Origin of the sequence: Bacillus cereus group sp. BceL062 (genome assembly GCF_051780025.1) — a bacterium.
Taxonomy (GTDB): domain Bacteria; phylum Bacillota; class Bacilli; order Bacillales; family Bacillaceae_G; genus Bacillus_A; species Bacillus_A toyonensis.
The window spans coordinates 1-16,902 of the sequence record NZ_JBPWGY010000010.1 but is presented as its reverse complement, the minus strand read 5'-3'; the positions used below and the strand labels follow the sequence as shown (position 1 = coordinate 16,902).

Sequence of the window (16,902 nt, the reverse complement as noted above, 5' to 3'; positions counted from 1 at the left end):
ATAAAAGTTTTTCTTTTCCGTCCTTATTAAACTTCAAAATTTATTTCTAAACTCCTTCTTCGTTAACAAGAAAATATAGCAAAAGAGACCTCTCCAGTAGGATAAGGTCTCTAACACATCATTATTATTTTTTCTTCGGAACTTTAATCGTAATTTGATAGTACTCATCAAATTCTTCTTCCTCAGAATTAACATTTAAACCACTGTCAGCCACCATTTGTAATGATTGCCTAATTGTATTCATAGCAATTCTCGCGTCTCGGCTTACTGCTTTTTGCTTCGCCTTGCGCTTCGGTTTTACTTCTTCTAGTAATTTCGCGATTCGTTCCTCTGTTTGTTTTACATTGAGCTGTTTTTCCACAATTTCTTGTAAAACTTTCAGTTGTAATTCCTCATTTTTTAAAGGAATGAGAGCACGAGCATGACGTTCTGTAATACTTTTTTCTAACAATGCACTTTTTATTTCTTCAGGCAACTTTAACAATCGCAACTTATTTGCGATTGTAGATTGTCCTTTTCCAAGTCGTTGTGCCAATGCTTCTTGCGTTAAATTATGTAACTCAATCAGCTTTTGATATGCCACAGCTTCCTCGATTGCTGTTAATTCCTCACGTTGTAAATTTTCAATCAACGCTACAGAAGCCGTCTCTGTATCATTTAAGTTCTTTATGATCGCAGGGACCTTTTCCCAGCCTAACTTCGTTGCTGCGCGAAAACGTCTTTCTCCAGCAATAATCTCGTACTTATCATCCTCATACTGCCTCACAACAATCGGCTGAATGAGCCCGTGTGTACGAATCGTTAATGCCAACTCGTCGATACGTGCATCGTCAAAAACCGTTCGTGGTTGATAACGATTAGGAGTAATATTTACGATCGGAATTTCTTGTATTTCTTCATATACCTTTTTATCTATTTCTTCATGGCTTTCGTCTTGTAATTCGAATTCGCTCTCTTTATCTCCAAAGCCAAATAAACGAGAAAACGTATTTTTCATACATATTCCACCACCTTTTAGGCCTATTGACTATTCTACATAAAATGTTTCCTATGAAACATTTACGTTTTCATTTATATAATTTAATCTTACGTCTAATAAGATTTATTTTTCAATAGGTAATTTATTGGGTGTTCCCGGTTTGCGTGGATATTTCTTTGGTGTCTTGCGCTTTTTCTCGATTAATAAAATATTACGTTCACTTTCTTCAAACGGTAATTGGAACGTAGACATCTCTTTTAACTCTCCGCCAAGCACCTCTAAAGCATACTTGCCATTTTCAATTTCTTCGTTTGCTGCTGCACCCTTCATCGCAATGAATGTTCCTCCAACTTTTACAAGTGGTAAACATAGCTCACTTAATACAGAAAGACGCGCAACTGCACGTGCCATTACAATATCGTACGATTCACGTACACCTTCTTTTTTCCCAAATGTTTCAGCACGATCGTGACAAAATGCAACGTCACTTAATTCTAGCTTTTGTGCTAAATGATTTAAGAAATTAATACGTTTTTGCAATGAGTCTACAATTGTTACTTTTAAGTGCGGGAAACAGATTTTTAAAGGAATACTTGGGAATCCAGCCCCTGCACCAACATCACAAATTGAGAATGGTTTTGAAAAATCATAATAAAAAGCAGCTGTAATAGAATCAAAAAAGTGTTTTAAGTATACTTCTTCTTTTTCCGTAATAGCCGTTAAGTTCATTTTTTCATTCCACTCTACTAATGTTTCAAAGTAGATTTTGAACTGCTCTAACTGCCTAGAAGAGAGGGTAATACCCTTCTCTTCTAGCATAGATTGAAATTGTTCTATGTTCATCTAGCGATAGCTCCTTACTATTTATTGGTTCGATACGCGCGCAATTTTTCCTTGTTCAATATACACAAGTAAAATGGAAATATCTGCTGGATTTACGCCAGAAATACGTGAAGCCTGCCCCATTGAAAGTGGACGAACATCTTTCAATTTCTGTCTAGCTTCTGAAGCAAGGCTAGAAATTGCATCATAATCAATATCCACAGGGATTTTTTTATTTTCCATTTTCTTCATACGCTCTACTTGCTGTAATGATTTTTCAATATATCCTTCGTACTTAGTCTGAATTTCAACTTGTTCCGTAACTTCATCACTTAATTCTACTTCGCTTGGTACTAAAAGATGAATATGCTCATATGTCATCTCTGGACGACGTAATAAGTCACTTGCACGTATTCCGTCTTTCAATTCACTTCCACCAATGCTACGAATTAATTCTTGAACTTCAGGACGTGGTTTAATAATAATGCTACCTAAACGTTCCTTTTCCTGTTCAATTTGTAACTTTTTATTTGTAAATCGCTCATAGCGCTCTTCTTTAATTAATCCGATTTCACGACCAACTTCAGTTAAACGAAGATCAGCATTATCGTGGCGTAATAATAGACGGTACTCTGCACGAGATGTTAATAAACGATATGGTTCATTTGTACCTTTCGTTACAAGATCATCAATTAAGACACCAATATAAGCATCCTCGCGCCCTAAAATAACTTCTTTTTTACCTAAAGATCGACATGCCGCATTAATTCCAGCCATAAGCCCTTGTCCTGCCGCTTCTTCGTAACCAGAAGTTCCGTTAATTTGTCCTGCTGTATATAAATTTTTAATGTTTTTCGTTTCAAGTGTTGGCCATAATTGCGTTGGCACAATTGCATCATACTCAATTGCATAACCTGTACGCATCATTTCGACATTTTCCAGCCCCGGGATTGTTCTAAGCATGTCACGCTGTACATCTTCTGGTAAGCTTGTAGATAGACCTTGTACGTATACTTCTTGCGTATTGCGTCCCTCTGGCTCTAAGAAAATTTGATGACGTGGTTTATCATTAAATCTTACTACTTTATCTTCAATAGAAGGACAGTATCTAGGTCCTGTTCCTTTAATCATACCAGAATACATAGCTGAACGATGTAAATTTTCATCTATTAAACGATGTGTTTCCGTACTTGTATATGTCAACCAACATGGAATTTGATCCATAATAAATTTCGTCGTTTCAAAAGAGAACGCACGTGGTTTATCATCACCCGGTTGAATTTCTGTTTTACTGTAGTCAATTGTATTGCTGTTTACACGAGGAGGTGTACCTGTTTTAAATCTAACAAGATCAAATCCAAGCTCCTCTAAATGCTCAGATAATGTAATAGATGGTTGCTGATTATTTGGACCGCTCGAATATTTTAAATCACCCATAATAATCTCACCACGTAAAAATGTTCCAGTTGTAATTACGACTGTTTTTGCTGTATATTCAGCACCCGCTTGCGTAATTACCCCTTTACATACGCCATCTTCAACGATTAAACGCTCTACCATTCCTTGGAACAAAGTTAAATTTGGTGTTTCTTCAATTGTTTTCTTTAATTCATGTTGGTAAGAGAACTTATCTGCTTGTGCTCGAAGTGCACGTACAGCTGGTCCTTTACCTGTATTTAACATACGCATTTGAATATGCGTTTTATCAATATTGCGTCCCATTTCTCCGCCTAATGCATCAATTTCACGAACAACAATCCCTTTTGCTGGTCCACCAACAGAAGGGTTACATGGCATAAACGCTACCATATCTAAATTAATTGTTAACATTAATGTTTTGGAGCCCATTCGTGCTGCCGCAAGACCAGCTTCACATCCTGCATGACCTGCACCGATTACTATAACATCGTATGAACCGGCATTGTATCCCATTATTTATTCCTCCTAATAATCTCTATCTTTCTGAAACATCGCCATATTATTTTCCTAAACAAAATTGAGAGAACAACTGGTCAATTAAGCTTTCATGGACAGTATCACCAGTAATTTCACCGAGTATTTCCCACGTTCTCGTTAAATCAATTTGTACCATATCAATCGGAACACCATTTTCTATTGCCTCAATTGCATCTCCAATTGTCTTTTCTGCTTGTGTTAATAATCCGATATGCCTTGCGTTAGAAACATATGTCATATCTGCAGAATCAATTGTTCCTTCAAAGAATAGCTCAGCTATCGCCTGTTCAAGCTCATCTATTCCTTGCTCCTCGATTAAGGATGTTGTAATAACACGATTTCCCGCAGCCAATTCTGCAACACGTTCCATATCAATTCCTTGCGGTAAATCCGTCTTATTCACAATAACAATGAAATCTTTTCCTTGTACCGCACGGAATAAATCTTCATCTTCATTTGTTAAAGCCTCACTATAATTTACGACAATTAACACTAAATCTGCTTGGCTCATCATTTCTTTTGAACGTTCTACCCCAATTCGTTCAACAACATCTTCCGTTTCACGAATCCCGGCTGTGTCTATAAGTTTAAGTGGTACACCACGCACATTAACGTACTCTTCAATAACATCACGAGTTGTTCCTGCAATATCAGTTACAATTGCCTTTTTCTCTTGAACGAGACTATTTAATAGCGATGACTTCCCAACGTTAGGTCTACCGATGATTGCAGTAGCAATACCTTCACGTAAAATCTTCCCTTGCTTCGATGTTTCTAATATTTTTGCAATTTCAGCACGAACATGTGTCGCTTTCTCAATTAAAATATTATGTGTCATCTCTTCCACATCATCATATTCTGGGTAATCTATGTTTACCTCAACATGAGCTAGCGTTTCTAATATGTCCTGACGCAGGCGGCCAATTAATTTAGATAATCGCCCCTCCATTTGATTAATCGCTACGTTCATTGCACGATCTGTTTTTGCACGGATTAAGTCCATGACAGCTTCTGCTTGTGATAAATCAATACGACCATTTAAAAAAGCACGTTTTGTAAATTCACCAGGCTCTGCTAATCGTACTCCTTGCGCTAAAATAAGCTGCAATACTTTATTTACCGAAACAAGTCCACCGTGGCAGTTAATTTCTACTATATTTTCGCGTGTAAAAGTTCTTGGTGCACGCATAATAGACACCATAACTTCTTCAATAACTTGATTTGTATCTAAATCAACAATATGACCATAATGAATTGTGTGAGAAGGAACCTCTGTTAAGTCCTTCCCTTTAAAAATACGATTAACTTTTTCAACCGCATCATCCCCACTTACTCGAACAATGGCAATTGCGCCCTCTCCAAGCGCTGTGGAAATCGCAGCAATTGTATCAAATTCCATGTCCTTTCACCTCACCTGCTTATTTATCTCTATTTCAACACGATTATTTTCTTCACTAAATTATTAGAATACCATAACGAACCTATCTACAAAAGAATAATAACTCATTTTATTATGTCCTCATGTAAAAAACACTAAACTTATTCACAGTGGATAAGTTTAGTGTTTTTAGTTATCCACATCTGTTTTCCCCTCAAAAAAACCGGCACTCATTTGAGTAACCGGTCATTTGGAAGATATTACAACATGCCGATGTGGTTCATTTCCTTCAGAAGTTGTATTGATATCTTGATGATTAGATAATGCTTGATGGATAATTTTTCGTTCAAAAGATGGCATCGGCTCTAAAACAACTCTTTTTTTCGTTTTAGACACTTGTTTTGCTAATCGATAAGAAAGCGATTCTAACGTACTTTTTCTTTTACTACGATAATTTTCAGCATCTAGTGTGATACCAATATACTGTTTCGTATGGCGATTCGCGACAAGTTTTGTCAAATACTGTAAAGAGTTCAACGTATTACCTCTTTTTCCAATTAAAACACCTACATTATCACCAGAAATTGTAAATTCAACTTCGCGTCCCTTTACAATTTTACTAATCTCGACTTCCACACCCATGTTGCGAATAACATTTTTTAAATACTCTTCACATTCTTGAATGGGATCTTTCTTCAATACAACTTCTACTACTGCAGGACGATTCCCAAATAAGCCTAGGAATCCCCTTTTACCCTCATCGATAATATTTATATCAACTTGATCTTTTGAAGTGTTTAATTGCCTTAAAGCATCTTCTACTGCCAGCTCGACTGTTTGTCCTTTAGCAGTAATTACACTCACTTACCTGATCCTCCAGCCTTACTAGCCTTAATTTCTGGCCCTTTGATAAAGTACATTTGAGCGATACCAAAGATATTACCAACAACCCAGTAAAGTGATAATGCCGCTGGGAAGTTAATTGCAAAGATTAAAATCATAATCGGCATAAGCCAAATCATCATTGCCATTTGTGGATTTTGACCAGCAGTTCCTGCCATTGCAAGCTTTTGCTGAATAAATGTCGTAATCGCTGCAACAACCGGTAAGATATAGTAAGGGTCTGCCTGTCCTAAATCAAACCATAAAAATGTATGTTTACTAATTTCTGATGTTCTCATAATCGCATGATAAAATGCGAATAAAATAGGCATCTGAACAAATATTGGTAAACAACCGGCTAATGGATTTACACCATTTTTTTGATATAACTGCATCATTTCTTGTTGTAATTTTTGCTGTGTTGCTTGATCTTTAGAGCTATGTTTTTCTTTTAACTTCACCATTTCTGGTTGTAATGCTTGCATTGCTTTCGTACTCTTCGTTTGTTTGATCATTAGTGGTAATAATGCAAAACGAATGATAAGAGTTGTAACGACGATTGCTAAACCATAATTCTTACCGAATAATTCAGCAAAATACGTAATTAACTGAGATAGTGGATATACAAAATATTCATTCCAAATCCCAGTGCTTTTCGGTGTAATTGGCTGATTTACTTCACTACAGCCAGCAGTAATTGCCATTAACGCAACAACCATGGCTAGTAAACCTAATTTCTTTTTCAAAGCCTACTCCTCCTTGTATCGGTATGTATATAGTGTAATTCATTTCCTTACGCTACTTTTTTATTTTTTTCATACCAGAGCGTTTAAAGACATGAATTAAGCTTTTCTTTACTTCTTCATATGTCATCTCTGCACAAGGCTTCCTTGCTATTATAACAAAATCTTTTCCAGAATCTATCTCATCTTTCAATTCTGTAATGGACTGACGGATCATACGCTTAATTCGATTACGAACTACTGCGTTTCCTATCTTCTTGCTAACAGAAAGACCGATGCGAAAATTTGGCTGTTCTTCTTTATTTAGTTGGTATACAACAAACTGACGGTTCGCATTTGATTTTCCTTTTTGAAAAACCTCCTGGAATTCATCATTCTTCTTTATACGATTTTTTTTCTTCATATCAATTGACACTCCTGTATTTCATCAGCGGAAATTCACTATTATTAGAAAAAAAGACCACTGAACGATCAGTGGTCTACGCAGATAATACTTTTCTTCCTTTACGACGACGAGCTGCTAGCACTTTACGTCCGTTCGCTGTGCTCATACGGCTGCGGAAACCATGTACTTTGCTGCGCTTACGTTTATTTGGTTGGTAAGTTCTTTTCATTATATGACACCTCCCTGAGGAATATCTGTTAAAGACAGTCTTATAAATTATAGTTAATCAACTAGGAAAATGTCAATGGTTCTCGAAATTTTCATCAAATATTCATTTTGAACCTGTTCACATTCTTTTTCACAATTCTTATATTTCCTTGTGGATAAATGTTTTTTTCTGTTTTTTATATCCACAAACTTTTTTCTCACTTTTACACAGTATATCGTATTGTGGACAAGTTTATTCCACAAGGTATTGATTTTGTGGATAACTTTCTTAATTTCATTGCTATAGCTACTTTTTTTTGATATTATAGTTGTGTTTTCACTTTGAATAAGTTTCCCACATGTTTATTTTATCCACAATTTGTGTATAACATGTGGACAGTTTTAATCACATGTGGGTAAATAGTTGTCCACATTTGCTTTTTTTGTCGAAAACCCTATCTCATATACAAACGACGTTTTTAGGTTTTAAAAGACGTTTCGTATAAATATACACTTACTATTTATTGGGTTGTACATTTGTTGCGCAACCTTATTCTTTTACCATCTTAGTAAAGGAGGGACACCTTTGGAAAACATCTCTGATTTATGGAATAGTGCCTTAAAAGAACTTGAAAAAAAGGTCAGTAAACCTAGTTATGAAACGTGGTTGAAGTCAACAACAGCACATAACTTAAAGAAAGACGTATTAACGATTACAGCTCCAAATGAATTTGCTCGTGATTGGCTAGAATCTCATTACTCAGAACTCATTTCGGAAACACTTTATGATTTAACAGGGGCAAAATTGGCTATTCGCTTTATTATTCCCCAAAGTCAAGCTGAAGAGGATATCGATCTTCCTCCTATAAAAAAAAATCGAGCACAAGATGATTCTACTCATTTACCACAGAGCATGTTAAATCCAAAATATACATTTGATACATTTGTTATTGGCTCTGGTAACCGTTTTGCCCATGCTGCTTCATTAGCTGTAGCCGAGGCTCCAGCTAAAGCATATAATCCTCTCTTTATTTACGGGGGCGTTGGGCTTGGAAAGACGCATTTAATGCATGCGATCGGTCATTATGTAATTGAACACAATCCAAACGCGAAAGTTGTATATTTATCATCCGAAAAATTTACAAATGAATTCATTAACTCTATTCGTGATAATAAAGCAGTCGATTTTCGTAATAAATATCGCAATGTAGATGTTTTATTGATAGATGATATTCAATTTCTTGCTGGAAAAGAACAAACTCAAGAAGAGTTTTTCCATACATTTAATGCATTACACGAAGAAAGCAAACAAATTGTAATTTCAAGTGATCGGCCACCAAAAGAAATTCCAACTTTAGAAGATCGTCTTCGTTCTCGCTTTGAATGGGGACTCATTACGGACATTACGCCACCAGATTTAGAGACGCGAATTGCGATTTTACGTAAAAAAGCAAAAGCTGAAGGACTTGATATACCAAACGAGGTTATGCTGTATATCGCAAATCAAATCGATTCAAACATTCGTGAATTAGAAGGTGCGCTCATCCGAGTTGTAGCTTATTCATCTTTAATTAACAAAGATATTAATGCTGATTTAGCAGCTGAAGCACTTAAAGATATTATTCCAAATTCTAAACCAAAAATTATTTCTATTTATGATATCCAAAAAGCTGTCGGGGGCGTTTACCAAGTAAAATTAGAAGATTTTAAAGCGAAAAAGCGTACAAAATCAGTTGCGTTTCCTCGTCAAATTGCAATGTATTTATCACGCGAACTTACAGATTCCTCTTTACCTAAAATAGGTGAAGAATTTGGTGGACGTGACCATACAACCGTTATCCATGCCCATGAAAAAATTTCTAAGCTACTAAAAACGGATACGCAATTGCAAAAACAAGTCGAAGAAATTAATGATATTTTAAAGTAGTAGCTGAATAGTGTGAATAACTCTCCTTGTTTTACGCACAGTCTATCCACATGTAGATAGACTGTTTTTACATCTTTCAACGGGGTTATCCACATATCCACAAGCCCTATTACTATTACTACTATTTTTTATCTTTATTAATTAAATAAAATCTTATACTTACCGGAGGTTTTTCTTTATGCGTTTTACAATACAAAAAGACTATCTTGTAAGAAGTGTACAGGATGTAATGAAGGCTGTTTCTTCTCGTACAACAATTCCAATTCTTACAGGAATTAAAGTTGTCGCTACTGAAGAAGGGGTTACACTAACAGGAAGCGATGCAAACATCTCTATTGAATCCTTTATTCCCGTCGAAGAGGACGGAAAAGAGATTGTAGAGATAGGACAATCAGGAAGTATTGTTTTACAAGCAAAATATTTTAGTGAGATCGTAAAAAAATTACCGAAAGACACTGTCGAAATTTCTGTGGAAAATCATTTTATGACAAAAATAAAATCTGGAAAATCAGAGTTTAACTTAAATGGTTTAGATTCTGCTGAATATCCATTATTACCACAGATTGAAGAGCATCATGTTTTTAAGATTCCAACAGACTTACTTAAACATATGATTAGACAAACTGTATTTGCAGTTTCTACTTCGGAAACAAGACCGATCTTGACAGGTGTAAACTGGAAGGTATATAACAGCGAATTAATTTGTATTGCAACAGATAGTCACAGACTAGCACTTCGAAAAGCAAAAATCGAAGGATATAATATTGCAGATGCGTTTCAAGCAAATGTTGTAATTCCGGGTAAGAGCCTAAATGAATTAAGTAAAATTCTAGATGAGTCGGAAGAAATGGTAGATATCGTTATTACGGAGTATCAAGTATTATTCCGTACAAAACATTTATTATTCTTCTCAAGATTGTTAGAAGGAAATTATCCTGATACAACACGTCTAATTCCAGCAGAGAGTAAGACGGATATTTTTGTGAATACAAAAGAATTTCTACAGGCCATTGATCGTGCTTCACTATTAGCAAGAGACGGCCGCAATAATGTTGTAAAATTATCAACGTTAGAACAAAAAATGTTGGAAATCTCTTCTAATTCTCCGGAAATCGGAAAAGTAGTGGAAGAAGTTCAATGTGAAAACGTAGATGGAGAAGAATTAAAAATATCTTTTAGTGCAAAATATATGATGGATGCATTAAAAGCTTTAGATAGTACAGAGATTAAGATTAGCTTTACTGGGGCAATGAGACCATTCTTAATTCGTACAGTAAATGATGATTCAATTACTCAATTAATTTTACCAGTTCGTACTTACTAGATAGAAAATAAGGGTTGCTAGTTTAAAGATGCTAGTAGCCCTTATTTGATTTTGGGGTATTACTTTCCTAATGCTAGTTTATTTAGTACAATGAAAGAATGAACACTTTGAGAAAGTGAGCGATTTTATGAAACGTATTAAAATTTCAACAGAGTATATTACACTAGGACAATTTTTAAAGTTAGCTGATGTAATCGATACAGGTGGCGCTGTAAAATGGTTTTTACAAGAATATGAAGTGTACGTGAATCAAGAACTTGAAAACAGAAGAGGTCGCAAGTTATATGCGAACGATATTATTGAAATTCCGGGTAGCGGAACTTTCCAAGTTCAGGCATAAAGGGGGAGCCCTTTGTTTATTTCAGAAATACAATTAAAAAACTATCGCAATTATGAAAAATTAGAGCTTTCCTTTGAAGATAAAGTGAATGTAATTATCGGCGAAAATGCGCAAGGGAAAACAAATTTGATGGAAGCTATTTATGTGTTAGCGATGGCGAAATCTCATAGAACCTCCAATGACCGCGAGCTTATCCGTTGGGATGAAGATTTCGGTCAAATTAAAGGGAAATTACAAAAGAGAAATAGTTCTTTGTCTTTAGAATTAAATATTTCGAAAAAAGGTAAAAAGGCAAAATTAAATCAACTTGAACAACAAAAGTTGAGTCAATATATTGGCGAAATGAATGTTGTCATGTTTGCCCCAGAAGATTTAAATCTTGTAAAAGGAAGCCCTCAAGTAAGAAGACGCTTTTTAGATATGGAATTAGGACAAATAGCTCCTGTTTATTTGTATGAATTAAGTCAATATCAAAAAGTGCTCACGCAACGAAACCACTTGCTAAAAAAAATGCAAGGGAATAGTAAAAATGAGGAAACGATGTTGGATGTATTTACACTGCAACTGATTGAACACGGTGCAAAAATATTGCAAAAGCGTTTTGATTTTTTACATTTACTGCAAGAATGGGCAGCCCCAATTCATCGTGGTATAAGCCGTGGATTAGAAGAATTAGAAATTATTTATAAACCGAGTGTAGATGTATCAGAATCAATGGATTTGTCGAAAATAAAAGAAGTATACTATGAAAGTTTTCAATCTGTGAAACAACGTGAAATTTTCCGTGGTACGACTTTAATTGGTCCTCATCGTGATGATTTACAATTCTTCGTTAATAGTAAAAATGTTCAAGTCTTTGGTTCGCAAGGACAACAACGAACGACTGCACTATCCCTAAAATTAGCTGAAATTGAATTGATTTATTCAGAGGTTAAAGAATATCCAATCCTTTTGCTGGATGATGTTTTATCAGAATTAGACGATTATCGTCAATCACATCTGTTAAATACAATTCAAGGAAAGGTGCAAACATTTGTTACAACGACGAGTGTCGACGGAATTGAACACGAAACATTGAAAGACGCGAAAACAATTCATGTAACGAACGGCACGGTAGATTGTGAAATAGATAGGGCATAAACCCCTGTTTAAATGGAAAAGTAGGTGATCTTTGTGTCAATGGAACAAAAACAAATGCAAGAAAATGCATATGATGAAAGTCAGATACAGGTACTTGAAGGACTAGAGGCAGTTCGGAAACGTCCAGGTATGTATATTGGATCTACGAGTGGGAAAGGACTTCACCACCTTGTATGGGAAATTGTTGATAATAGTATCGATGAAGCATTAGCAGGATATTGCGATGAAATTAACGTTAGTATTGAAGAAGATAATAGTATTCTTGTAACGGATAATGGCCGTGGTATCCCAGTTGGTATACAAGAAAAAATGGGACGTCCTGCAGTTGAGGTTATTATGACTGTCCTCCACGCTGGTGGTAAATTTGGCGGTGGCGGTTATAAGGTTTCTGGTGGTTTGCATGGTGTTGGTGCATCTGTTGTAAATGCCTTGTCAACAGAACTAGAAGTATTTGTACATCGTGACGGTAAAATTCATTACCAAAAATACGAAAGAGGTATTCCGGTTGCAGATTTAAAAGTTATCGGTGATACAGATAAAACTGGAACAATAACTCGCTTTAAACCGGATCCAGAAATTTTTAAAGAGACGACAGAATATGAATTTGATACGCTAGCGACTCGTATGCGTGAGTTGGCGTTTTTAAATCGTAATATTAAATTAACAATTGAAGATAAACGTGAACATAAACAAAAGAAAGAGTTCCACTATGAAGGTGGAATTAAATCATATGTTGAACATTTAAATCGTTCAAAACAACCAATTCATGAAGAGCCTGTATATGTAGAGGGTTCAAAAGATGGTATTCAAGTTGAAGTTGCGCTTCAATATAACGAAGGATATACAAATCATATTTACTCATTTACAAATAATATTCATACGTATGAAGGTGGTACACATGAGGTAGGATTTAAAACTGCCCTAACACGTGTGATTAACGATTATGGCCGTAAAAATAACATTTTAAAAGATGCGGATAGTAATTTAACTGGTGAAGATGTTCGTGAAGGTTTAACAGCAATCGTGTCAATTAAACATCCAAATCCGCAATTCGAAGGGCAAACGAAGACGAAACTTGGAAATAGTGAAGCGAGAACGATTACGGAGTCAGTATTCTCAGAGGCTTTTGAAAAGTTCTTACTGGAAAATCCCAATGTTGCACGTAAAGTTGTAGATAAAGGAACGATGGCAGCGCGTGCGCGTGTAGCAGCTAAAAAGGCTCGTGAGCTAACTCGCCGAAAGAGTGCTTTAGAAGTTTCAAGTTTACCAGGGAAATTGGCAGACTGTTCTTCTAAAGATCCAGCAATTAGTGAAATTTATATCGTAGAGGGTGACTCTGCGGGTGGATCTGCAAAACAAGGACGCGATCGTCATTTCCAAGCGATTTTACCGCTGAAAGGTAAAATTATTAATGTTGAAAAAGCACGCTTAGATAAAATTTTATCAAATGATGAAGTTCGTACAATTATTACGGCGATCGGTACAAATATCGGTGGAGACTTCGATATTGAAAAAGCACGCTATCATAAAGTTATTATTATGACCGATGCCGATGTTGATGGTGCGCATATTCGTACCCTATTATTAACGTTCTTCTATCGTTATATGCGTCAAATCATTGAGTGTGGCTATATATATATTGCGCAGCCACCTTTGTTTAAAGTACAACAAGGTAAAAAAATTCAATATGCTTATAACGATAAAGAACTTGAAAAGATATTAGCTGAGCTACCAGCTCAGCCGAAACCAGGAATTCAACGTTATAAAGGTCTTGGAGAAATGAATCCAACTCAGCTATGGGAGACGACAATGGATCCAGAAGTACGTTCGTTACTTCAAGTTTCTCTTCAAGATGCAATAGAAGCAGACGAAACGTTTGAAATTTTAATGGGTGATAAAGTGGAACCACGTCGTAACTTTATCCAAGAGAATGCAAAATACGTGAAAAACCTTGATATTTAAATGAGTAATGACAGGAATCTAAGTATTCCTGTCTTCTACATATAAATCAATGTATGTGTAACGGAAATGTAAGAGGAGGTGCTCGTTGATGTCAGACAATCAACAACAAGCACGAATTCGAGAAATTAATATTAGTCATGAAATGCGTACCTCATTTTTAGATTACGCAATGAGTGTTATCGTATCTCGTGCATTACCAGATGTTCGTGATGGATTAAAACCTGTGCATCGTAGGGTTTTATATGCGATGAATGATTTAGGAATTACAGCTGATAAAGCGTATAAGAAATCAGCACGTATTGTTGGTGAAGTAATTGGTAAGTATCACCCCCACGGTGATTCAGCTGTTTATGAAACGATGGTACGTATGGCGCAAGATTTCAGTCAACGTTATATGCTTGTTGATGGGCATGGTAACTTCGGTTCTGTAGATGGAGATTCAGCAGCGGCAATGCGTTATACAGAGGCAAGAATGTCTAAGATTTCTATGGAATTAATACGTGATATTTCAAAAAATACAATTGATTATCAAGATAACTACGATGGTTCGGAAAGAGAGCCGATTGTATTACCAGCGCGTTTCCCTAATTTATTAGTAAACGGTACGACAGGTATTGCTGTTGGTATGGCAACAAATATCCCGCCGCATCAGCTTGGCGAAGTAATTGATGGTGTGCTGGCATTAAGTCATAACCCTGATATTACTATCGCGGAATTGATGGAATATATTCCTGGGCCAGACTTTCCGACGGCAGGTTTAATTTTAGGGCGAAGTGGAATTCGAAGAGCTTACGAAACAGGTCGCGGTTCTATTATGCTTCGTGCTAAGGTTGAAATTGAAGAGAAGTCAAACGGTAAACAATCTATTATCGTAACGGAACTACCTTATCAAGTTAATAAGGCACGATTAATTGAAAAAATCGCAGAATTAGTTCGCGATAAGAAAATTGAAGGTATTACAGATTTACGTGATGAATCCGATCGTAATGGTATGCGTATCGTTATGGAAGTACGTCGTGATGCTAATGCTAATGTACTATTAAATAATTTATATAAACATACAGCGCTTCAAACAAGTTTTGGTATTAATATGTTATCTCTTGTAAATGGAGAGCCTCAAGTACTAAATTTAAAACAAAACTTATATCATTATTTGGAGCACCAGAAGGTAGTAATCCGTAGACGTACTGCTTATGAATTAGAAAAAGCAGAGGCACGTGCTCATATTTTAGAAGGGTTACGAATTGCTTTAGATCATCTTGATGAAGTTATTACGTTAATTCGTAGTTCAAAAACGGCAGATATTGCAAAGCAGGGCTTAATGGAACGTTTCGGTTTAAGTGAGAAACAAGCGCAAGCGATTTTAGACATGCGTCTGCAACGCTTAACTGGATTAGAACGTGAAAAAATCGAGCAAGAATATCAAGACTTAATGAAGTTAATTGCTGAATTAAAAGCGATTTTAGCAGATGAAGAGAAAGTTCTTGAGATTATTCGTGAAGAATTAACAGAAGTAAAAGAACGTTTCAATGATAAGAGACGAACAGAAATTACAATTGGCGGTATGGAATTTATTGAAGATGAAGATTTAATTCCTGAGCAAAACATTGCGATTACGTTAACTCATAACGGTTATATTAAGAGGTTGCCAGCTTCTACGTACAAAACACAGAACCGCGGGGGACGTGGTGTACAAGGAATGGGTACGAATGATGATGACTTTGTTGAACATTTATTAACAACGTCCACTCATGATCATATTTTATTCTTTACAAACAAGGGTAAAGTATACCGTACGAAAGGATATGAAATTCCAGAGTATAGTCGTACTGCGAAAGGGCTACCGATTATTAACCTATTAGGGGTAGATAAGGGTGAGTGGATCAATGCCATTATTCCAATTCGTGAGTTTGGTGATGACCAGTTCCTATTCTTTACAACGAAACAAGGTATTTCTAAGAGAACGCCACTTTCATCATTTGCAAATATACGTACGAACGGTTTAATTGCAATTTCGCTTCGTGAAGAAGATGAAGTGATTTCTGTACGTTTAACATCTGGCGATAAAGATATTATCGTAGGGACAAGCAACGGTATGTTAATTCGCTTCAATGAACAAGATGTGCGTTCTATGGGCCGTAATGCAGCTGGTGTAAAAGCTATTACACTAGGCGAAGAGGACCAAGTAGTAGGTATGGAAATTGTTGAAGAAGATACGAATGTCTTAATCGTAACGAAAAACGGGTACGGTAAGCGTACTCCAGTTGAAGAGTATCGACTACAAAGTCGTGGTGGTAAAGGTCTGAAAACTTGTAACATTACAGATAAGAACGGTAAATTAGTAGCAGTTAAATCTGTAACAGGTGAAGAAGACATTATGTTAATTACAGCCGCGGGTGTTATTATTCGTATGCCGGTTGATCAAATCTCTCAAATGGGACGTAATACACAAGGTGTTCGTCTAATTCGATTAGAGGATGAGCAAGAGGTAGCAACAGTAGCAAAAGCGCAAAAGGATGAAGAAGAAGAAACTAGTGAAGAGGTTTCTTCTGAAGAATAAGAGAGGGGATTCTCCCTTCTCTTTATTTTTTTATAATAATACTTGCATAGCAATAAGAAACTATATATAATAGGCAGAGTCAGCAAATGAGAGATACAAGTTATCTTGAAAAACTTGTTGACGAAAATAATATACTATGATATATTATAAAAGTCGCTGAAACGCGATATTGAACTTTGAAAACTAAACGAAACAAACAACGTGAAACGTCAATTTTTATTTTTAGATGCTAGACAAACTAACTTTATTGGAGAGTTTGATCCTGGCTCAGGATGAACGCTGGCGGCGTGCCTAATA

The 16,902-nt window shown here is 35.9% G+C and carries 14 protein-coding genes; 6 read left to right on the top strand and 8 right to left on the bottom strand.

Going from position 1 to position 16,902, the window contains the following annotated elements; genetic code table 11:
• Window positions 1–124: 124 nt before the first annotated feature.
• The 8 genes from noc to rpmH form a co-directional block, all read right to left on the bottom strand.
• Window positions 125–997, bottom strand: coding sequence for a nucleoid occlusion protein (gene noc, locus ACS2MN_RS21590; RefSeq protein ID WP_000799019.1), 873 nt, complete (start codon window positions 995–997; stop codon window positions 125–127).
• 105 nt (window positions 998–1,102) lie between these two features.
• Window positions 1,103–1,822: a 16S rRNA (guanine(527)-N(7))-methyltransferase RsmG gene (rsmG, locus tag ACS2MN_RS21585; protein WP_001019628.1), complete on the bottom strand. Its 720-nt coding sequence runs from the start codon at window positions 1,820–1,822 to the stop codon at window positions 1,103–1,105.
• 21 nt (window positions 1,823–1,843) lie between these two features.
• Window positions 1,844–3,733: a tRNA uridine-5-carboxymethylaminomethyl(34) synthesis enzyme MnmG gene (gene mnmG / locus ACS2MN_RS21580; protein WP_000541048.1), complete on the bottom strand. Its 1,890-nt coding sequence runs from the start codon at window positions 3,731–3,733 to the stop codon at window positions 1,844–1,846.
• Between the two features lie 46 nt (window positions 3,734–3,779).
• Window positions 3,780–5,156 carry a tRNA uridine-5-carboxymethylaminomethyl(34) synthesis GTPase MnmE gene (gene mnmE / locus ACS2MN_RS21575; protein ID WP_000393771.1) on the bottom strand — a complete coding sequence of 459 codons (1,377 nt, stop codon included), beginning with the start codon at window positions 5,154–5,156 and terminating at the stop codon, window positions 3,780–3,782.
• Window positions 5,157–5,381: 225 nt separating this feature from the next.
• Entirely contained in the window at window positions 5,382–5,999 is a 618-nt protein-coding gene (jag, locus tag ACS2MN_RS21570) for an RNA-binding cell elongation regulator Jag/EloR (RefSeq protein WP_000111507.1), read from the bottom strand.
• Window positions 5,996–6,763 (bottom strand): YidC family membrane integrase SpoIIIJ, encoded by a 768-nt coding sequence (gene spoIIIJ, locus ACS2MN_RS21565; RefSeq protein WP_000727744.1) that lies wholly within the window; start codon window positions 6,761–6,763, stop codon window positions 5,996–5,998. The genes jag and spoIIIJ overlap by 4 nt, the downstream gene beginning before the upstream one ends.
• A gap of 52 nt (window positions 6,764–6,815) precedes the next feature.
• Window positions 6,816–7,163, bottom strand: coding sequence for a ribonuclease P protein component (gene rnpA / locus ACS2MN_RS21560; RefSeq protein ID WP_000728890.1), 348 nt, complete (start codon window positions 7,161–7,163; stop codon window positions 6,816–6,818).
• A 76-nt stretch (window positions 7,164–7,239) separates the two neighbouring features.
• The gene (rpmH, locus tag ACS2MN_RS21555; RefSeq protein WP_000831901.1) at window positions 7,240–7,374 is read right to left on the bottom strand and encodes a 50S ribosomal protein L34; all 135 of its coding nucleotides are present in this window, start codon (window positions 7,372–7,374) and stop codon (window positions 7,240–7,242) included.
• Window positions 7,375–7,938: 564 nt separating this feature from the next.
• On the opposite strand from rpmH, the gene dnaA reads away from it, so the two are divergent.
• The 6 genes from dnaA to gyrA all read left to right on the top strand — a co-directional run bounded on the left by dnaA (window position 7,939) and on the right by gyrA (window position 16,605).
• Entirely contained in the window at window positions 7,939–9,279 is a 1,341-nt protein-coding gene (gene dnaA, locus ACS2MN_RS21550) for a chromosomal replication initiator protein DnaA (RefSeq protein WP_000428014.1), read from the top strand.
• Window positions 9,280–9,457: 178 nt separating this feature from the next.
• The gene (gene dnaN, locus ACS2MN_RS21545; protein ID WP_001212897.1) at window positions 9,458–10,603 is read left to right on the top strand and encodes a DNA polymerase III subunit beta; all 1,146 of its coding nucleotides are present in this window, start codon (window positions 9,458–9,460) and stop codon (window positions 10,601–10,603) included.
• Between the two features lie 127 nt (window positions 10,604–10,730).
• On the top strand, window positions 10,731–10,943 hold the full coding sequence (gene yaaA, locus ACS2MN_RS21540; protein WP_000821369.1) for a S4 domain-containing protein YaaA: 213 nt from the start codon (window positions 10,731–10,733) through the stop codon (window positions 10,941–10,943).
• Between the two features lie 12 nt (window positions 10,944–10,955).
• Entirely contained in the window at window positions 10,956–12,083 is a 1,128-nt protein-coding gene (recF, locus tag ACS2MN_RS21535) for a DNA replication/repair protein RecF (RefSeq protein ID WP_000470741.1), read from the top strand.
• 39 nt (window positions 12,084–12,122) lie between these two features.
• Window positions 12,123–14,045, top strand: a complete 1,923-nt coding sequence (gene gyrB, locus ACS2MN_RS21530; RefSeq protein WP_000435980.1) for a DNA topoisomerase (ATP-hydrolyzing) subunit B — start codon at window positions 12,123–12,125, stop codon at window positions 14,043–14,045.
• An 88-nt stretch (window positions 14,046–14,133) separates the two neighbouring features.
• A complete protein-coding gene (gene gyrA, locus ACS2MN_RS21525; RefSeq protein ID WP_001282862.1) occupies window positions 14,134–16,605 on the top strand; it encodes a DNA gyrase subunit A in 2,472 nt (823 codons plus the stop codon).
• The last annotated feature ends 297 nt before the right edge of the window (window positions 16,606–16,902 follow it).